Origin of the sequence: Bacillus sp. AF23, assembly GCF_020861455.1 — a bacterium.
Classification (GTDB): Bacteria; Bacillota; Bacilli; order Bacillales; family Bacillaceae; genus Bacillus; species Bacillus halotolerans.
Window position 1 is genome coordinate 1 of sequence record NZ_JAJHVY010000040.1, and the last position, 18,094, is coordinate 18,094.

The window sequence follows — 18,094 nt, forward strand, 5'->3', positions numbered from 1 at the left end:
AGCGCCGATGGTAGTCGGGGGTTTCCCCCTGTGAGAGTAGGACGCCGCCAAGCAAGGGTAAAACCCAGCTCATTGAGCTGGGTTTTTTGTTTGTCCAAGTACAAGTGAAATCAAAACAATACAAACACCGACAGCTTATATAGCCCATATACTGATCTCAAGATTCCAAAAGATCTAAATAATGTATACAATAACAGGTTTCAGGAAAGGCTAATTGTACGGAGGTGGGGACGATGGACGAAACGGTTAAACACCATCAAACATGTATTATTTGCGAACAAGAGAAAAGCAGAGGGATTCATCTTTATACAAAATTCATATGCTTAGATTGTGAGAGAAAAGTAATTTCTACAGCAACTTCCGATCCTGACTATGCCTTTTATGTCAAAAAACTAAAGAGCATTCATACACCGCCATTATATTCTTAGACCTGAGAAGGTCTTTTTTTTTACCATTTTTCACTTTATATAAAGCAGTGGATACGATAAAAGAACATGAAACTTGTTTAGGGACTAAACGTAGTAGATAATAATGTTAAATATGAAATACTCACAGGAGTCGATGAAGTGATGCATAGATTTCTTCAATTTTTGATATGGAGTTTCACAAGCAGTGCGACTTTTGTTTTCATAGGATTATTGAGTTTTTTTGGTTTTAACCAATCATTTTTTTTATCTTTTGTATATGGCGTTTCATCAGCAGCTCTCGTATACACAGCGGGTTTGTGGAATTCGAGACGGTTATTTCTTAAAAAACATGAACTGACGGGAAGAGAATATGCGTACATCAAGAAAAATCTTGAGGAAGCAAGGCAAAAAATAATCCGTCTTAGAAAAGCTTTATTTCAGGCAAAAAGTATCCAGATGTTTAAGCAAAATGCAGAGATGCTGAGACTTGTCAGAAGGATCTATATATTAACCAAAAAAGAGCCAAAACGGTTTTATCGGGCTGAGCGTTTCTTTTATCAGACTCTAGATTCTGTTGTGGAACTGACAGAGAAATATGCTTTTCTTTCTTCTCATCCGAAAAAAAACAAAGAGCTTTCGATGTCGTTGAGTGAAGTGCGTATCACACTTGCTGAATTGACGAAGCGTTTAGAAGAAGATTTAACTCAATTAATGGGCGACGAAATTGGTGAACTGCAATTTGAATTAGATGCAGCGAAGCATTCTTTGAAAAAATAACGGAAGGGGCAAGGACGGTGAATAAGGATCGAAGCGAACTTCAAATAGACGGATTGTTGGCAGACCCTTTTGGTGATATCGAAATACCAAAGGGGGAGGCTGTCGAATCAGAAAAGCAGTCAGTGCGGCTTGTCGATGTTCTGCCCGAAGAAAACAAAGAAAAAGCATACCAGTTGGCTGAACAGATTGATCATAACAAGATGAACAGTATTGTCTTATACGGTTCACAAGCTCAGTCTAAGCTGCTGAATTTTTCTCATACGATGATTGATCATGTTCAAAAGAAGGACGTCGGGGAAATCGGTGAAATCCTTGGTGAGCTGATGAAAAAGCTGGAGCAAGTAAATCCAGATGAACTGCAGTCTAAGAAAAAAGGTTTCTTGGCACGCATGTTTGGGAAAGTGTCTCATTCTCTACAGGAGGTACTGTCAAAGTATCAAAAGACGAGTGTGCAGATAGACAGAATCAGTTTAAAACTTGAGCATTCGAAAAATGCATTACTCAGTGATAATAAGCTGTTAGAGCAGTTATATGATAAAAACAAAGAATATTTCTCTGCACTGAATGTTTATATTGCTGCTGGTGAATTAAAGCTGGATGAATTAAGAACGAAAACAATTCCTGAACTGAAACGACAGGCCGAATCAAGTGAACATAATCAAATGGCCGTTCAAGAAGTAAACGATTTGATCCAATTTGCTGACCGACTGGATAAAAGAGTGCACGATTTGCTCTTGAGCAGGCAAATTACCATACAAAGCGCTCCGCAAATTAGGTTAATTCAAAATACGAATCAGGCATTAGCTGAAAAAATCCAGTCATCCATTGTAACCGCAATCCCGCTTTGGAAAAACCAAGTAGCGATTGCTTTGACACTTTTACGGCAGCGAAACGCTGTGGATGCACAGCAAAAAGTATCCGATACAACAAATGAGCTTTTGCTAAAAAACGCGGAGCTTTTAAAAACCAATACAATTGAAACAGTGAAAGCAAATGAACGAGGGCTTGTTGATATTGATACGTTAAAGAAGGTGCAGGAAAGCTTAATCAGTACGCTTGAAGAAACGCTGACGATTCAAGAAGAAGGGCGGCTCAAACGCCGACAGGCTGAAGAAGAGCTCATGATGATGGAAGGCGATTTGAAGCAAAAGCTGCTCGCGATAAAGGAAAGGTAGTTTACCAGTAAGTCTTAGCTTTAAGTTCTGTCATAGGAACGATATAATAAAGAGTAAGAATACACATTCAAGGGATTGTTTTAATGAACACACCTTTATATCATGCACTGATTCAACATGCGAGAAGAAATTCTCATTCATTTCACGTTCCGGGACATCACAATGGAGATGTCTTTTTTGATGAGGCTAAGACCATATACAACCCGCTTCTTACAATTGACCTGACTGAACTATCGGGGCTTGATGATTTGCATCATCCTTCAGGTGTGATTAAGGAAGCCCAAGATCTTGTCAGCCAATTGTATGGATCGGCAGAAAGTTTTTTTCTTGTGAACGGCACGACTGTCGGAAACTTAGCGATGATTTTATCAGTTTGTGATCCTGGAGATACGATCCTGATCCAAAGAAACTGCCATAAATCTGTCTTTCATGCTGTTGATTTGGCTGGAGCTGAGCCGGTTTATCTCGCACCTGACATTGATGAAATAATGCATGTGCCTACGCATGTCCCGCTTGGTACGATAAAAGAAGCTTTAAAGGCATATCCAAATGCGAAGGGGTTGGTGCTGACCAATCCCACATACTATGGACATAGCGCGGATTTGACTGAAATCATTTCAGAGGCCCATCAATACGGGATTCCTGTGCTGGTGGATGAAGCGCACGGCGCACACTTTGTTTTAGGGGAGCCTTTCCCGGCTTCAGCATTGCAAATGGGAGCAGATATTGTTGTTCAGTCGGCGCACAAAACGCTGCCTGCCATGACGATGGGGTCTTATTTGCACCTCAATAGCAACAAAATTGAACGGAACCGGGTAGCGGATTACTTGAATCGTTTACAAAGCAGCAGCCCGTCTTATCCGATAATGGCTTCATTGGATCTTGCCCGCGCTTATCTGCAGCATATGATAGAGGAACAAAAGCTTCCTGACGTTCTGCAGCATATTCAATCGATTAAACAAACGTTTGATTCACTTGGATATGCTGAAGCGGTTGAACCGGCCAATCAACGGATTACAACGGATCCGCTGAAACTCACCATTCGTTCCAAATGTGGCCATTCAGGTTTTACACTGCAAAAAATATTAGAGCGTGTCAACATATTCACAGAGCTTGCCGATGAAAATCAGGTTTTGCTTGTTCTTCCCTTGGGAGGAAAAAGAAGAATTACTGCTGAAACGATTAAGAAAATTGATCAAGAGATCGAAAAGACTCCAACGGACCAGATGAATGTTTCTCCAGAATGGGAAGCACAGCCTATTACTGTAATGCCTTATCCGAAAAAGGTTTTAAACACGTTACAGAAAGAATATGTGGGTTTTGATAAAGCGGCAGGCCGGCTGAATGCAGAGGATGTTATACCTTATCCGCCGGGAATTCCGATGATTATGGCAGGCGAAAGAATCACAAGGGAAAGCGTGCAAAAGCTCAGCCGCTTGATCAGCATGAAAACGCATGTTCAAGGGAATATGAAAATCAATGAGAAGCAATTACTTGTTTATATAGAAGAGGAGAAATCATGAGCGGTTTATTTATTACATTTGAAGGTCCTGAAGGCGCGGGAAAAACGACTGTATTGCAGGAAGTAAAAAAGATACTGATAGCAGAAGGCCTTCAGGTTACAGCAACACGGGAACCAGGCGGCATAGATATCGCAGAACAAATTCGAGAAGTTATTCTAAACGAGAACAACACGTTAATGGATCCGAAAACAGAAGCTCTCTTATATGCAGCTGCAAGACGTCAGCATTTAGTTGAAAAAGTAACACCTGCTTTAGAGCAGGGGCATATTGTACTTTGTGACAGATTCATAGACAGTTCACTCGCATACCAAGGATATGCAAGAGGCCTTGGGATTGATGAGGTTCTTTCGATTAACCAATTCGCCATTGGAGATATGATGCCTCATGTCACAATTTATTTTTCAATTGATCCGGAAGAAGGCCTGAAGCGTATTGATGCGAACGGCTCTCGGGAGAAAAACCGGCTCGATCTGGAAAAGTTGAGCTTCCATACAAAGGTTCAGGAAGGTTATCGGGAGCTGATAAAACGTTTTCCAGAAAGATTTCATTCAGTTGATGCAGCACAATCGAAAGACCTCGTTGTTCAGGACGTTCTAAAGGTTATCAATGAAGCGTTGAAAAAAATTCAATTGTGACCTGTTTCTCATTAGTTGATATAATAATGTAAACGAGATCATTGTTGTTTCCAATCTAAAGGAGGCCTTTACAGATGAAATTAATAGTGGCAGTTGTACAAGATCAGGACAGCAACAGACTTTTGAAAACTTTAACAGATCACAACTTTAGAGTCACAAAGCTTGCGACGACGGGAGGATTTCTTAAATCAGGCAATACAACGTTTATGATTGGTGTCGAGGATATACGCGTCGATAAAGCATTGAGCCTCATTAAAGAAAACGGACAGAAACGTGATCAGATGATTGCTCCTGTATCTCCAATGGGCGGAAATGCTGATTCATATGTCCCTTATCCAGTCGAAGTTGAAGTTGGCGGAGCGACAGTGTTTGTCCTTCCAGTCGATGAATTTCATCAATTTTAAGGATTTGAAACTGTGAAAATTAATAAAGATATACGCACATTTATAGATAATAAGCAGCTTCCTTCTATGAAAACAGCTGAGATTTCAGCTTCTTTTAAAACATCAATGGAGAACCAAAGCAGCAAATTGAAGTTTGATCAGCTCACCAGGATGTTAACGGACATAGAAGCGTTTGGGAAAAGACTGACGAAATCACGGAATTTTAAAGACTTGGCAAGATTTAAAGGGCTTGTGAAACGTTTTGTCAAAGAAGCTGTTGACAGCGGCCTTTCACATGAAACGTCGAAAAGCTTTGATCTTTACGGAAACAGCAGAACGCTGGGACTTGTGAAAGAAATAGACGAGAAATTGATAAAGCTTACTGAAGAGATGATGGATCAGGAAAAGCCGGCAATTGATTTGCTGGAGCGTATTGGCGAAATAAAAGGTTTATTGATTAACCTTTACACATAGAGAGTGATACAATGGCAATATCCTGGAAGGAAATGACCGAGCTTCAGCCCAGAGTAATGAAGCTTTTATATAATAGTATTGAGAAGGACAGACTATCACACGCTTATTTATTTGAGGGCAAAAAAGGAACAGGCAAGCTGGAGGCCGCAATGCTTCTTGCGAAAAGCTTTTTTTGTCTGGAAGACGGAGCAGAGCCTTGTGAGAACTGCAGAAATTGTAAGCGGATTGAGTCGGGAAACCACCCTGATCTCCATCTGGTCCAGCCTGATGGGTTATCGATTAAAAAGGCGCAAATTCAAGCGCTGCAAGAAGAGTTTTCTAAAACAGGGCTTGAATCGCATAAAAAGCTGTACATCATATCCCATGCAGATCAAATGACGGCTAATGCGGCAAACAGCCTGCTGAAGTTTTTAGAGGAACCGAACAGAGACACAATGGCCATCCTTATTACTGAGCAGCCTCAAAGGTTATTGGATACCATCATTTCAAGATGCCAAACCCTTCCTTTTCAGCCTTTGCAGCCCAAAGCAATTGAAGACAGACTGATAGAACAGGACGTCTCGCCTCATATGGCGAGGCTCCTGGCGAACATGACCAACAATGTAGCAGAAGCAGTCGAATTAAGTCGAAATGATGAGTTTGCAGAGTCTAGAGCGAAAGTGATAAAATTGTATGAAGTCTTACACCAGCGGAAAGGACATGCCTTTTTCTTTATTCAAGATCAATGGATGCCCTTTTTCAAAGAAAAAACCCATCAAGAAATGGGTCTTGATATGCTCTTATTGATATATCGCGATGTGTTGTCCATCCAAATAGGAAATGAAGATAAATTGATTTATCAAGACTTATTCCAATCAATAAAACAGCATGCGCTACAATCAACACAACAAAGCGTTACGAACCAGATACTTGCTGTTTTAGAAGCAAAGAAACGGCTTCATTCCAATGTGAATGTGCAGGGATTAATGGAGCACTTGGTGTTAATGTTGCAGGAGGGATAAGCTTGTACAATGTAATTGGCGTCCGCTTTAAAAAAGCGGGTAAAATATATTATTTCGATCCGAATGGATTTCATATAGAACAAGACAGCTGCGTAATTGTAGAAACTGTCAGAGGTGTTGAGTACGGCCAGGTTGTTGTCGCGAATAAACAGGTGGATGAGCATGATGTTGTGCTTCCGCTCCGTAAAGTGATACGCGTGGCTGACGAGCGCGATCTTCTCATTGTAGAAGAAAATAAACAAGAAGCTTTATCAGCATTTGAAATATGCCAAAAGAAAGTGATAGATCACGGCTTGGATATGAAGCTGGTCGATGTGGAGTTTACGTTCGACCGTAATAAAGTGATTTTTTACTTCACTGCTGACGGCAGAGTAGATTTCAGAGAACTTGTAAAGGATTTAGCCTCCATCTTTAAAACAAGGATTGAGCTTCGCCAGATTGGGGTAAGAGATGAGGCAAAAATGCTCGGAGGAATCGGCCCTTGCGGCAGAATGCTTTGCTGTTCAACATTCCTCGGAGATTTTGAACCTGTGTCCATTAAGATGGCGAAGGATCAGAACCTATCCTTAAATCCAACAAAGATTTCTGGTCTTTGCGGACGTCTGATGTGCTGTCTGAAATACGAAAACGATGAGTATGAGACTGCAAAGGAACAGCTTCCGGATATAGGGGAAATGATTACGACAGCAAACGGGCCTGCAAAAGTCGTCGGGCTGAATATTCTGGAACGGGTGCTTCAGGTGGAACTGATGAACCGTGAAAAAGTGATAGAATATACTTGGGAAGAGCTCTTGGAAGAGGGCGTCGTATCCGCACAAACCACAGATTAACGAGGTGTGGAACCTTGGATAAAAAAGAGTTATTTGATACCGTCATTAACTTAGAAGAACAAATCGGCTCGCTTTACCGGCAGCTGGGGGATTTAAAGCAGCATATCGGTGAGATGATTGAAGAAAATCATCATTTACAGCTTGAAAATAAGCATTTGCGCAAACGGCTGGACGATACGACGCAGCAGATTGAAAAGTTTAAAGCTGATAAAAAAGAATCAAAAACACAGAAGACAGAGCAAGCTGATATAGGGGAAGGATATGATAATCTGGCACGTCTGTATCAGGAAGGATTCCATATCTGTAACGTCCACTATGGAAGCGTCAGAAAAGAAGATTGTCTTTTCTGTCTGTCATTCTTAAATAAAAAATAAGGAAAAAGGCTTCCGCATCAGACGGAAGCCTTTTTCAAAGGTGCTGGAAAGGATAAGAAAATGGTTTCATTACATGACGATGAAAGATTAGATTATTTGCTGGCAGAGGATATGAAGATTATACAAAGTCCAACGGTGTTTGCTTTTTCATTGGACGCTGTGCTTCTCTCCAAATTTGCTTATGTTCCGATTCAAAAAGGAAAAATTGTTGATTTGTGCACCGGCAACGGCATTGTGCCGCTGCTGCTGAGTACAAGGTCAAAAGCAGATATCATTGGTGTTGAAATTCAGGAAAGATTGCATGATATGGCTGTCCGCAGTGTGGAATATAACAAACTGGAGGATCAAATTCAAATCATACATGATGATCTGAAAAACATGCCTGAAAAGCTGGGGCATAATAGATATGATGTTGTTACCTGCAACCCGCCTTATTTTAAAACACCCAAACAGGCCGAACAAAATTTGAATGAACATCTCCGTATCGCGAGACATGAAATTCACTGTACATTGGAAGATGTCATTTCAGTCAGCAGTAAATTGCTAAAGCAAGGAGGAAAGGCAGCGCTCGTTCACCGGCCGGGCCGGCTTCTCGAAATTTTTGAATTGATGAAGGCTTATCAAATTGAGCCGAAGCGTGTTCAGTTTGTCTATCCGAAACAAGGGAAGGAAGCCAATACCATTTTGGTTGAAGGCATAAAAGGCGGGCGTCCAGATTTGAAAATACTTCCTCCACTGTTCGTGTATAACGAACAAAATGAATATACAAAAGAAATCAGGACCATTTTATATGGAGACAAATAACCATTTCTTTTATGTTGTACAGTGCAAAGACAACAGCTGGTATGCAGGGTATACCAACGATCTGCAGAAACGGCTGAAAACTCACAACGATGGAAAGGGCGCAAAGTATACAAAAGCAAGACGCCCGGTTGATTTAATTTTTGCTGAGGCATTTGCAACGAAGCGGGAAGCCATGCAGGCGGAATATTACTTTAAAAAACTGACCCGCAGAAAAAAAGAGCTTTATATAGAAGAAAAACGGAACAGCAAGGAGGCTGTATATGTTAAGGCGCCAGATGAGCTTTAATGGAAAGTCGGATATGGGGATTCTTTATTTGGTTCCGACACCTATCGGAAATTTAGAGGATATGACATTTCGCGCGATCGAAACGCTGAAATCAGTGGATGCGATTGCTGCAGAAGATACGAGGCAAACAAAAAAGCTTTGCCATGTATATGAAATTGAAACACCGCTTGTCAGTTATCACGAACACAATAAAGAAAGCAGCGGCCACAAAATCATTGAATGGCTGAAGTCCGGGAAAAACATAGCGCTGGTCAGTGACGCCGGACTGCCGACGATTTCTGATCCTGGAGCGGAAATCGTCAAGGACTTTACGGAAATGGGCGGTTATGTTGTTCCTCTGCCGGGAGCCAATGCCGCATTAACAGCGCTTATCGCTTCAGGAATTGTACCGCAGCCTTTCTTTTTCTACGGATTTCTCAACAGGCAGAAAAAAGAAAAGAAGAAAGAACTCGATGTCCTCAAAAAACGGCAAGAAACGATTATTTTTTATGAAGCACCTCACCGATTGAAGGAAACCCTGTCTGTGATGTTAGACATATTAGGAGATCGGGACATTGCGGTGACGCGTGAACTCACTAAGAAATATGAAGAGTTTATAAGAGGAACGATATCCGAAGTGATAGACTGGGCAAATGAGGATCAGATCCGCGGTGAGTTTTGTCTTGTAGTCGAAGGCAATAAAGCTGAGGAAGCAGATGAAGAAATACATTGGTGGGAGAACCTATCTGCAAAAGAACATGTCGAGCATTACATCTCAAAAGGAGCGACATCAAAAGAAGCCATTAAAAAAGCGGCTGTAGATCGTAACGTCCCAAAACGTGAAATGTATGATGCATACCATATTCAGCAATAAAAAAAACGTTCTTGTGTCATAACAAGAACGTTTTTTGTGTAAAAAATGATTATTTAAGGTTTTGAAGCTGGTTTTGGATTTCGCTGATGATTTGCTCAGCGCCTTCTTTGCTTAGCACCAATTTGCCGCCAGCAAGTTTAAGGTTATCGTCAGAAACTTCACCAGTTACTTGGCAAGTCATGTTTGGCTTATATTTTTTAAGGATGATTTTTTCATCATCAACGTAAATTTCAAGAGCATCTTTTTCTGCGATTCCAAGAGTACGACGCAATTCGATAGGAATCACTACACGTCCTAATTCATCAACTTTACGTACAATACCAGTAGATTTCATAAACATTCTCCTCCCAAGAGATAATTATTGTTTAAATTATATTTTTCTTCGTCATTATTCGACAAAATCCTTACCTTCATAGCATAACAAGGTTTCCAATAATCGTCAATCCTTTTGTTTACTATTGATTGTAAGATTTAGTTCTTATAGTCAGTAATGGCTTTGAAAATACCGGAATAACAGCATTTTATAATTTTCTAATAAAGCTATTATCCTATGAAAAATCCTTTTAAATCAAGACTTTCGAACCAAGGTTTTTTATACCGTAAGATTATATACGACAAAATTCGACACGAACAGACTTTTTTTACTTTCATTAAACATTTTTAATTTTAATTATTCTTTTTAGGGGCATACGTATATATCCTTGATCTTAAAGGCTAAGATGGTATCATAGATAAAGGATAAATATAAAAATAGGTAATCATATAGGATTTGCACTTATCGCCGCTCTCGTCCTTTGGGCGGGAGCTTTTTGACATTCTGATTGGGAGGTTTCAAGATGCCGCAAGAAAACAATACATTTTACATTACAACACCGATTTATTATCCGAGCGGAAAATTACATATCGGCCATGCGTATACAACAGTCGCGGGTGACGCAATGGCTCGCTACAAACGATTAAAAGGCTTTGATGTTCGCTATTTAACGGGAACGGACGAGCATGGGCAGAAGATCCAGCAAAAAGCTGAACAGGAAAACATTACGCCTCAGGAGTATGTGGATCGTGCAGCGGCAGATATTCAGAAACTGTGGAAACAGCTTGAAATCTCAAACGATGACTTTATCCGCACAACTGAAAAACGGCATAAAGTCGTCATAGAAAAGGTGTTTCAAAAGCTTCTTGATAACGGGGACATCTATCTTGATGAATACGAGGGCTGGTACAGTATCCCTGATGAAACATTCTATACGGAAACTCAGCTTGTGGATATTGAACGAAATGAAAAGGGTGAGGTTATTGGCGGGAAAAGCCCTGACAGCGGGCACCCTGTCGAATTGATCAAAGAGGAATCCTATTTCTTCCGTATGGGGAAATATGCTGACCGTCTTTTAAAGTTCTATGAAGAAAACCCAACCTTCATTCAGCCGGAGTCACGTAAAAATGAGATGATTAACAACTTCATCAAACCCGGCCTTGAGGATTTAGCTGTTTCACGCACGACATTTGACTGGGGTGTGAAGGTGCCGGAAAATCCAAAACATGTTGTGTATGTTTGGATCGACGCACTATTCAACTATTTAACAGCACTCGGTTATGATACAGAAAATGATGAGCTATATCAAAAATATTGGCCTGCCGATGTTCATTTAGTTGGTAAGGAAATTGTGCGATTCCATACCATTTATTGGCCGATTATGCTGATGGCTCTGGATCTTCCGCTGCCGAAGCAAGTATTTGCACATGGCTGGCTTTTGATGAAAGATGGAAAAATGTCGAAATCCAAAGGCAATGTTGTTGATCCAGTCACACTCATCGAACGCTACGGTTTAGATGAGCTTCGTTATTATCTGCTTCGCGAAGTTCCATTTGGATCTGACGGTGTCTTCACGCCGGAAGGTTTTGTTGAACGGATTAACTATGACTTAGCGAATGATTTAGGTAACCTTTTGAATCGTACTGTTGCTATGATCAATAAATATTTTGACGGGCAAATCGGTTCTTATAAAGGTGCCGTAACGGAATTTGACCAGACGCTTTCTTCCGTGGCTGAGGAAACAGTGAAATCATATGAAAAAGCAATGGAAAATATGGAATTCTCGGTGGCTCTTTCAACGTTATGGCAGTTGATCAGCCGTACAAATAAATACATTGACGAAACGGCTCCATGGGTTCTTGCCAAAGATCCTGAAAAAGAAAAAGAACTGCAGTCGGTTATGTATCACCTTGCTGAATCATTGCGTATTTCAGCCGTACTGCTTCAGCCGTTCCTGACAAAAACACCGGTAAAAATGTTTGAGCAGCTGGGCATCACGGATGATGCATTAAAAGCCTGGGACAGCATTACTGCTTTCGGCCAGCTTACAGATACAAAAGTGCAAAAAGGCGAACCGTTATTCCCGCGTTTAGAGGCAGAAGAAGAAATTGCGTACATCAAAGGGAAAATGCAAGGCTCAGCTCCAGCTAAAGAAGAGAAAAAAGAAGAAGAGCCGCAAGAGGTAGACCGTTTACCTGAAATTACGATCGATCAGTTCATGAATGTAGAACTTCGTGTGGCAGAGGTCATCGAAGCAGAGCCAGTGAAAAAAGCAGACCGCTTACTGAAGCTACAGCTTGATCTGGGCTTTGAGAAACGCCAAGTCGTATCCGGCATTGCAAAACATTATAAGCCTGAGCAGCTTATTGGAACAAAACTCGTATGTGTAACAAATCTAAAACCGGTTAAGCTGAGAGGAGAGCTTTCTCAAGGAATGATCCTTGCAGGAGAAGCAGACGGCGTATTAAAAGTCGTATCCATTGATCAGTCCTTACCGAAAGGCACAAGAATTAAATAATGATAAACAAAAGGTGTTTCACGTGTAACAATTCGTCGAACACCTTTTGTGTTTCGACAAGAAAGGAGTTTTTCATTTATGTTATTTGACACACATGCGCATTTAAATGCAGAACAATACAATACAGATCTTGAAGAGGTTATTGAGCGGGCGAAAACTGAAAAAGTGGACCGTATTGTAGTTGTCGGTTTTGACCGGCCGACCATTACCCGGGCGATGGAAATGATTGAGGAATATGATTTTATTTATGCTGCTATCGGCTGGCACCCAGTTGACGCCATTGACATGACAGAGGAAGATTTGGCTTGGATTAAAGAGCTTTCTGCTCATGAAAAAGTGGTAGCGATAGGAGAAATGGGCCTGGATTATCATTGGGATAAATCTCCTAAGGACGTTCAAAAAGAAGTATTCAGAAAACAAATTGCCTTGGCGAAAGAGGTCAATCTCCCTATTATTATTCACAACCGTGATGCGACAGAGGACGTTGTTGCCATTTTGAAAGAGGAAGGCGCAGACGAAGTCGGCGGCATCATGCATTGCTTTACGGGCAGTATCGAAGTTGCAAGAGAATGTATGAAAATGAATTTTTATTTGTCATTTGGCGGTCCTGTCACCTTCAAAAATGCGAAGAAACCGAAGGAAGTTGTAAAGGAAATTCCGAATGATAGGCTGCTTATTGAAACTGACTGTCCGTTTCTTACACCAACTCCTTTTCGAGGGAAAAGAAATGAGCCAAGCTATGTAAAATATGTGGCGGAGCAGATTGCTGAATTAAGAGGAACAACCTTTGAAGAAATTGCATCAATCACGACTGAAAATGCAAAAAGACTTTTCCGTATAAACTGACAACAAACGCTAGCGGGTTTTGTAAGAGCTTGTCCGTTCCGGCGTTTTTCCATAAAAGTTCTACATGCTTTCTTCTCCTCATAGGATAGGTTTGTCGACAAGTCTTTCTTCCGTTTCTCGGTGTGTTTCAGGATAATGAAGAAGACACTGAGCTTTTAGGAGAAGGAGAAGGGAGGGTTGACAGCCTTTTAGATACTCTATATAATCTCTCCGAGGAGAAGGAGGCGTTTTTCATCACACAAAAAATGAAAAAGCTGTTTTCCGTAAAGCTTAGCAAAAGCAAAGTCATTCTGGTTGCTGCTTGTTTGCTGCTGGCGGGAAGCGGGACTGCGTACGCAGCTCATGAGCTGACGAAACAATCAGTCTCAGTTTCTATCAACGGCAAAAAGAAAAATATACGCACACATGCAAAAACAGTCGGTGATCTTTTAGAAACACTCGATATAAAGACAAGAGACGAGGATAAGATCACACCTGCTAAAAAGACACAGATAACAGCAGATATGAATGTTGTGTATGAGGCTGCAAAACCTGTGAAGCTTACTTTAAACGGGGAAGAAAAGACATTATGGTCAACAGCAAAAACGGTCGGTGCATTACTGGACGAACAAGATGTTGATGTGAAAGAACACGATCAAATTGATCCTGCAATAGATACAGAAGTTTCGAAAGACATGAAAATTAACATAGAACCTGCGTTCCAAGTCACTGTGAACGATGCAGGGAAAGAAAAGAAGATCTGGACGACTTCGACTACGGTCGCTGACTTTTTAAAACAGCAAAAGATGAACATAAAAGACGAAGATAAAATCAAGCCTGCGTTAGACGAAAAGCTAACGAAAGGAAAGGCTGATATTACAATAACTCGTATCGAAAAGGTCACCGATGTAGTTGAAGAGAAAATAGCGTTTGATGTGAAAAAACAAGAAGACGCATCTCTTGAAAAAGGGCAAGAAAAGGTCGTTCAAAAAGGAAAAGAAGGCAAGCTCAAAAAACATTATGAAGTCGTAAAGGAAAACGGCGAAGAAGTTTCCAGAGAGCTTGTAAAAGAAGAAACAGCCGAGCAAAGCAAAGATAAAGTGGTTGCGATCGGCACAAAGCAAAGCAGTCCGAAGATTGAAAAGATCAGTGCTTCTGGCGATTCAAAACCAGTTGTGTCGCGGAGCAATGAATCAACCGGTAAAGTCATGACAGTATCATCTACGGCTTATACGGCAAGCTGCAGCGGATGTTCAGGGCATACGGCTACAGGCGTTAATCTGAAAAATAATCCTAATGCAAAAGTCATCGCAGTAGATCCAAATGTCATTCCGCTAGGCTCAAAAGTCCACGTTGAAGGATATGGATACGCTGTTGCTGCTGATACGGGCTCAGCGATTAAAGGGAATAAAATAGATGTCTTTTTCCCTGAGAAATCATCGGCTTACCGATGGGGAAATAAAACAGTTAAAATTAAAATCTTGAATTAATATATACTTATCTGTACAGAGGGTTTTGCGCCCTCTGTTTTTTTCGTTATAATAGACGAAGTGTATTTTCTGCTTATTAGACGCTCGAAATATGAAAAAGTTTCATCAATATACAAAAGTTTTTATTTTGTCTTGGAGGAAATAATGAAAATTAAAGAGATCATTGTTGTCGAGGGGCGTGACGATACGGCCCGCATCAAATTGGCTGTTGATGCAGACACAATTGAAACAAATGGTTCAGCCATCGGTGATCATGTGATAGAACAAATCCGTTTGGCTCAGGAAACCAGAGGAGTCATTATCTTAACGGATCCGGATTTCCCGGGAGAAAAAATAAGAAAAACCATTTCCGAGGCTGTACCTGGCTGTAAGCATGCATTTTTGCCAAAGCATCTGGCGAAACCTAAGAACAAACGGGGAATTGGCGTAGAACACGCATCGATTGAAAGCATCAGGGCATGTTTAGAAAACGTGCACGAAGAAATGGAAGCACAGCCGAGTGAAATTTCGGCTGAAGACCTGATTCACGCCGGGCTCATTGGCGGATCTGAAGCAAAACGCCGCCGTGAACGTCTTGGTGATTTGCTGAAAATCGGATATACAAATGGCAAACAGCTTCAAAAACGGCTGCAAATGTTTCAAATTAAAAAAAGTGATTTTATGAGTGCGCTCGATACCGTCATGCGGGAGGAACAGAATGAATAAAGATATTGCGACACCGATTAGAACGAAAGAGATACTGAAGAAATACGGTTTTTCTTTTAAAAAGAGTTTGGGACAGAATTTCTTAATCGATACGAACATTTTAGACAGAATTGTCGACCACGCCGAAGTGACAGAGAAAACCGGTGTCATTGAAATCGGCCCGGGAATCGGGGCTTTGACTGAACAGCTTGCCAAGCGGGCGAAAAAGGTCGTTGCATTTGAAATTGATCAGCGTTTATTGCCGATCCTTAAAGACACGCTCTCGCCTTATGACAATGTCTCTGTCATTCATCAAGATGTGCTTAAGGCTGACGTCAAATCAGTCATTGAAGAGCAATTTAAGGACTGTGATGAGGTGATGGTTGTAGCCAACCTTCCTTATTATGTGACAACGCCGATTATCATGAAGCTGCTTGAAGAAAACCTTCCGCTGAAGGGGATTGTCGTTATGCTGCAAAAGGAAGTGGCCGAACGTATGGCAGCTGATCCTTCATCTAAGGAATACGGTTCACTTTCTATTGCTGTGCAATTTTATACAGAGGCCAAAACGGTGATGATCGTTCCGAAAACGGTATTTGTTCCTCAGCCTAATGTAGATTCAGCAGTCATTCGGCTGATTCGCCGCGACGGCCCGGCAGTGGATGTAGAAAACGAAGCCTTTTTCTTTCAATTAATTAAGGCGAGTTTTGCTCAGCGCCGTAAAACATTGCTTAATAACTTAGTGAATAATCTGCCTGATGGAAAAGCAAAAAAACCAACGATCGAGCAAGTGCTGGAAGAAACGAATATTGACGGCAAGCGCCGAGGTGAATCCTTGTCTATTGAGGAGTTCGCTGCGCTGTCTAACGGATTGTACAAAGCCCTTTTTTAAAAGGGCTTTTTGTTTTCGCACCACATGGACTGACGCTACATAGGCTAGAGAAGGACCTTAAAATCCAATGATTAGAAAAACTTGCACTCAGCGAAAAAAGGCGCTTTTCTCAAGGCTCTTTCTTTCATGATGAGGCTTAGTCTATGTGTGGAGTGAGGAACGTGCAATTTCAAATAGGGGATATGGTAGCCAGAAAATCCTATCAAATGGATGTTTTGTTTCGCATTATAGGGATAGAGCAAACAAGTACAGGAAATTCAATCGCCATTTTGCATGGTGACGAAGTCAGGCTGATTGCTGATGCGTATTTTTCTGATTTGGTGGCCGTGCAAAAAGATGAGCAGCTGATGCGAAAAAAGAAAGATGAAAGCAGAATGAATGAATCACTTGAGTTGCTCCGTCAGGATTATAAACTGCTGAGAGAAAAACAGGAGTACTATGCAACAAGCCAGTATCAGCATCAGGAGCACTATTTTCATATGCCGGGCAAGGTGCTTCATATGGACGGTGATGAGGCGTATTTAAAAAAATGCCTGAGTGTCTATAAAAAAATCGGTGTGCCGGTTTACGGCATTCATTGCCACGAAAAGAAAATGTCTGCTTCTATAGAAGAATTGCTCGACAAATATCGACCTGACATCCTGGTGATTACCGGGCATGATGCATACTCCAAGCAAAAGGGCGGCATTGATGATTTGAGCGCATACAGACATTCAAAACACTTTGTCGAAACAGTTCATAAAGCACGAAAAAAAATCCCTCACTTAGATCAGCTTGTTATTTTTGCGGGGGCTTGCCAATCCCACTTTGAATCACTAATAAGAGCGGGGGCGAATTTCGCGAGTTCTCCTTCAAGAGTAAACATTCACGCTCTTGATCCTGTATATATCGTAGCGAAAATCAGCTTTACGCCTTTTATGGAACGAATCAATGTATGGGAAGTGCTTCGGAATACACTGACAAGAGAGAAAGGACTTGGAGGCATTGAAACAAGAGGAGTACTGAGGGTCGGAATGCCTTATAAGTCCAATTAACCCCGGATAGATGATTTATTCGGGGTTTTTATTTTGCATAATGATACATAATTTACCGAAACTTGCGGAAAATATTTGAGGAATCATAGAATTTTGTCAAAATAATTTTGTTGACAACGTCTTATTAACGTTGATATAATTTAAATTTTATTTGACAAAAATGGGCTCGTGTTGTACAATAAATGTAGTGAGGTGGATGCAATGGCGAAGACGTTGTCCGATATTAAAAGGTCGCTTGATGGAAATTTAGGTAAACGGCTGACGTTAAAAGCAAACGGTGGCCGCCGAAAAACGATTGAGCGCTCGGGCATTTTAGCTGAGACGTACCCTGCTGTTTTTGTGATACAACTAGATCAAGACGAGAACTCGTTTGAAAGAGTTTCATACAGTTATGCTGATATTTTGACTGAGACTGTTGAGTTGACTTTTAATGATGACGCGGCAAGCTCAGTAGCATTTTAACGGGCAGTGAACTTTTTGTTTACTGCTTTTTGTTTTGCCTTTTTTTGGTTTCCATTAATTCTCTCGATATTTTCACCGTTATTAAACAAAAGATAAAAACGGTCACATTTTATCGTGACGTGCACGAATCGTTATCATCTCTAAAAAAGGGGTTGTTTCGTTTGGGCAGACGTCGTGGAGTTATGTCAGATGAGTTTAAATATGAGCTGGCTAAGGACCTTGGTTTTTACGACACTGTAAAAAATGAAGGTTGGGGCGGCATTCGTGCCCGCGATGCCGGAAACATGGTAAAACGGGCAATTGAAATCGCCGAACAGCAGATGGCTCAGAATCAGAATAACCGATAAGGAATGT

At 41.1% G+C, this 18,094-nt stretch carries 22 protein-coding genes; 21 read left to right on the forward strand and 1 reads right to left on the reverse strand.

Going from position 1 to position 18,094, the window contains the following annotated elements:
* The first annotated feature begins 233 nt into the window (after nt 1–233).
* The 13 genes from LNN34_RS21415 to rsmI all read left to right on the forward strand — a co-directional run bounded on the left by LNN34_RS21415 (nt 234) and on the right by rsmI (nt 9,522).
* Nucleotides 234–428, forward strand: coding sequence for a sigma factor G inhibitor Gin (locus LNN34_RS21415; RefSeq protein ID WP_024123601.1), 195 nt, complete (start codon nt 234–236; stop codon nt 426–428).
* Nucleotides 429–569: 141 nt separating this feature from the next.
* On the forward strand, nt 570–1,184 hold the full coding sequence (locus LNN34_RS21420; protein ID WP_229044591.1) for a 5-bromo-4-chloroindolyl phosphate hydrolysis family protein: 615 nt from the start codon (nt 570–572) through the stop codon (nt 1,182–1,184).
* Nucleotides 1,185–1,201: 17 nt separating this feature from the next.
* The gene (locus tag LNN34_RS21425) at nt 1,202–2,359 is read left to right on the forward strand and encodes a toxic anion resistance protein (RefSeq protein ID WP_229044567.1); all 1,158 of its coding nucleotides are present in this window, start codon (nt 1,202–1,204) and stop codon (nt 2,357–2,359) included.
* 83 nt (nt 2,360–2,442) lie between these two features.
* A complete protein-coding gene (locus LNN34_RS21430; protein ID WP_229044569.1) occupies nt 2,443–3,882 on the forward strand; it encodes an aminotransferase class I/II-fold pyridoxal phosphate-dependent enzyme in 1,440 nt (479 codons plus the stop codon).
* Nucleotides 3,879–4,517, forward strand: coding sequence for a dTMP kinase (tmk, locus tag LNN34_RS21435; RefSeq protein WP_229044571.1), 639 nt, complete (start codon nt 3,879–3,881; stop codon nt 4,515–4,517). The genes LNN34_RS21430 and tmk overlap by 4 nt, the downstream gene beginning before the upstream one ends.
* Nucleotides 4,518–4,591: 74 nt before the next feature.
* Nucleotides 4,592–4,921 (forward strand): cyclic di-AMP receptor DarA, encoded by a 330-nt coding sequence (gene darA / locus LNN34_RS21440; protein ID WP_003218295.1) that lies wholly within the window; start codon nt 4,592–4,594, stop codon nt 4,919–4,921.
* 12 nt (nt 4,922–4,933) lie between these two features.
* Nucleotides 4,934–5,374 (forward strand): YaaR family protein, encoded by a 441-nt coding sequence (locus tag LNN34_RS21445; RefSeq protein WP_024123606.1) that lies wholly within the window; start codon nt 4,934–4,936, stop codon nt 5,372–5,374.
* An 11-nt stretch (nt 5,375–5,385) separates the two neighbouring features.
* A complete protein-coding gene (holB, locus tag LNN34_RS21450; protein ID WP_044153513.1) occupies nt 5,386–6,375 on the forward strand; it encodes a DNA polymerase III subunit delta' in 990 nt (329 codons plus the stop codon).
* Between the two features lie 2 nt (nt 6,376–6,377).
* The gene (ricT, locus tag LNN34_RS21455; RefSeq protein WP_010332686.1) at nt 6,378–7,205 is read left to right on the forward strand and encodes a competence/sporulation regulator complex protein RicT; all 828 of its coding nucleotides are present in this window, start codon (nt 6,378–6,380) and stop codon (nt 7,203–7,205) included.
* Between the two features lie 14 nt (nt 7,206–7,219).
* A complete protein-coding gene (gene yabA, locus LNN34_RS21460) occupies nt 7,220–7,579 on the forward strand; it encodes a replication initiation-control protein YabA (protein ID WP_010332687.1) in 360 nt (119 codons plus the stop codon).
* A gap of 60 nt (nt 7,580–7,639) precedes the next feature.
* Nucleotides 7,640–8,383: a tRNA1(Val) (adenine(37)-N6)-methyltransferase gene (locus tag LNN34_RS21465; RefSeq protein ID WP_099042709.1), complete on the forward strand. Its 744-nt coding sequence runs from the start codon at nt 7,640–7,642 to the stop codon at nt 8,381–8,383.
* The gene (locus LNN34_RS21470; RefSeq protein WP_010332689.1) at nt 8,370–8,669 is read left to right on the forward strand and encodes a GIY-YIG nuclease family protein; all 300 of its coding nucleotides are present in this window, start codon (nt 8,370–8,372) and stop codon (nt 8,667–8,669) included. Before LNN34_RS21465 ends, LNN34_RS21470 begins: the two co-directional genes overlap by 14 nt.
* Nucleotides 8,644–9,522 (forward strand): 16S rRNA (cytidine(1402)-2'-O)-methyltransferase, encoded by an 879-nt coding sequence (rsmI, locus tag LNN34_RS21475; protein ID WP_229044573.1) that lies wholly within the window; start codon nt 8,644–8,646, stop codon nt 9,520–9,522. Before LNN34_RS21470 ends, rsmI begins: the two co-directional genes overlap by 26 nt.
* Nucleotides 9,523–9,571: 49 nt before the next feature.
* Here the strand turns inward: rsmI and abrB are convergent, their stop codons facing one another.
* Nucleotides 9,572–9,862: a transition state genes transcriptional regulator AbrB gene (gene abrB / locus LNN34_RS21480; protein ID WP_003226760.1), complete on the reverse strand. Its 291-nt coding sequence runs from the start codon at nt 9,860–9,862 to the stop codon at nt 9,572–9,574.
* Nucleotides 9,863–10,358: 496 nt separating this feature from the next.
* Between abrB and metG the strand changes: the two genes are divergently transcribed.
* The 8 genes from metG to LNN34_RS21520 all read left to right on the forward strand — a co-directional run bounded on the left by metG (nt 10,359) and on the right by LNN34_RS21520 (nt 18,087).
* Nucleotides 10,359–12,353 carry a methionine--tRNA ligase gene (gene metG, locus LNN34_RS21485; protein ID WP_044153507.1) on the forward strand — a complete coding sequence of 665 codons (1,995 nt, stop codon included), beginning with the start codon at nt 10,359–10,361 and terminating at the stop codon, nt 12,351–12,353.
* A gap of 78 nt (nt 12,354–12,431) precedes the next feature.
* A complete protein-coding gene (locus LNN34_RS21490; protein WP_044153506.1) occupies nt 12,432–13,199 on the forward strand; it encodes a TatD family hydrolase in 768 nt (255 codons plus the stop codon).
* Nucleotides 13,200–13,444: 245 nt separating this feature from the next.
* Nucleotides 13,445–14,668: a G5 and 3D domain-containing protein gene (locus LNN34_RS21495; protein WP_044153522.1), complete on the forward strand. Its 1,224-nt coding sequence runs from the start codon at nt 13,445–13,447 to the stop codon at nt 14,666–14,668.
* A 144-nt stretch (nt 14,669–14,812) separates the two neighbouring features.
* On the forward strand, nt 14,813–15,373 hold the full coding sequence (gene rnmV / locus LNN34_RS21500; RefSeq protein WP_044153503.1) for a ribonuclease M5: 561 nt from the start codon (nt 14,813–14,815) through the stop codon (nt 15,371–15,373).
* Entirely contained in the window at nt 15,366–16,244 is an 879-nt protein-coding gene (rsmA, locus tag LNN34_RS21505; protein ID WP_229044575.1) for a 16S rRNA (adenine(1518)-N(6)/adenine(1519)-N(6))-dimethyltransferase RsmA, read from the forward strand. Before rnmV ends, rsmA begins: the two co-directional genes overlap by 8 nt.
* 161 nt (nt 16,245–16,405) lie before the next feature.
* Entirely contained in the window at nt 16,406–17,278 is an 873-nt protein-coding gene (prtG, locus tag LNN34_RS21510; RefSeq protein ID WP_024123615.1) for a sporulation-specific protease PrtG, read from the forward strand.
* Nucleotides 17,279–17,479: 201 nt separating this feature from the next.
* Complete coding sequence (veg, locus tag LNN34_RS21515) at nt 17,480–17,740, forward strand: biofilm formation stimulator Veg (protein WP_024123616.1); 261 nt, start codon at nt 17,480–17,482, stop codon at nt 17,738–17,740.
* Between the two features lie 161 nt (nt 17,741–17,901).
* The gene (locus LNN34_RS21520; RefSeq protein WP_010332697.1) at nt 17,902–18,087 is read left to right on the forward strand and encodes a small, acid-soluble spore protein, alpha/beta type; all 186 of its coding nucleotides are present in this window, start codon (nt 17,902–17,904) and stop codon (nt 18,085–18,087) included.
* Nucleotides 18,088–18,094: the final 7 nt, after the last annotated feature.

Coding starts and splice junctions, on each gene's coding strand:
- LNN34_RS21415 (WP_024123601.1), top strand. CDS start 234: ATGGACGAAACGGTTAAACACCATCAAACATGTATTATTTGCGAACAA.
- LNN34_RS21420 (WP_229044591.1), top strand. CDS start 570: ATGCATAGATTTCTTCAATTTTTGATATGGAGTTTCACAAGCAGTGCG.
- LNN34_RS21430 (WP_229044569.1), top strand. CDS start 2,443: ATGAACACACCTTTATATCATGCACTGATTCAACATGCGAGAAGAAAT.
- tmk (WP_229044571.1), top strand. CDS start 3,879: ATGAGCGGTTTATTTATTACATTTGAAGGTCCTGAAGGCGCGGGAAAA.
- darA (WP_003218295.1), top strand. CDS start 4,592: ATGAAATTAATAGTGGCAGTTGTACAAGATCAGGACAGCAACAGACTT.
- holB (WP_044153513.1), top strand. CDS start 5,386: ATGGCAATATCCTGGAAGGAAATGACCGAGCTTCAGCCCAGAGTAATG.
- LNN34_RS21465 (WP_099042709.1), top strand. CDS start 7,640: ATGGTTTCATTACATGACGATGAAAGATTAGATTATTTGCTGGCAGAG.
- LNN34_RS21470 (WP_010332689.1), top strand. CDS start 8,370: ATGGAGACAAATAACCATTTCTTTTATGTTGTACAGTGCAAAGACAAC.
- rsmI (WP_229044573.1), top strand. CDS start 8,644: ATGTTAAGGCGCCAGATGAGCTTTAATGGAAAGTCGGATATGGGGATT.
- abrB (WP_003226760.1), bottom strand. CDS start 9,862: ATGTTTATGAAATCTACTGGTATTGTACGTAAAGTTGATGAATTAGGA.
- metG (WP_044153507.1), top strand. CDS start 10,359: ATGCCGCAAGAAAACAATACATTTTACATTACAACACCGATTTATTAT.
- LNN34_RS21490 (WP_044153506.1), top strand. CDS start 12,432: ATGTTATTTGACACACATGCGCATTTAAATGCAGAACAATACAATACA.
- LNN34_RS21495 (WP_044153522.1), top strand. CDS start 13,445: ATGAAAAAGCTGTTTTCCGTAAAGCTTAGCAAAAGCAAAGTCATTCTG.
- rnmV (WP_044153503.1), top strand. CDS start 14,813: ATGAAAATTAAAGAGATCATTGTTGTCGAGGGGCGTGACGATACGGCC.
- rsmA (WP_229044575.1), top strand. CDS start 15,366: ATGAATAAAGATATTGCGACACCGATTAGAACGAAAGAGATACTGAAG.
- veg (WP_024123616.1), top strand. CDS start 17,480: ATGGCGAAGACGTTGTCCGATATTAAAAGGTCGCTTGATGGAAATTTA.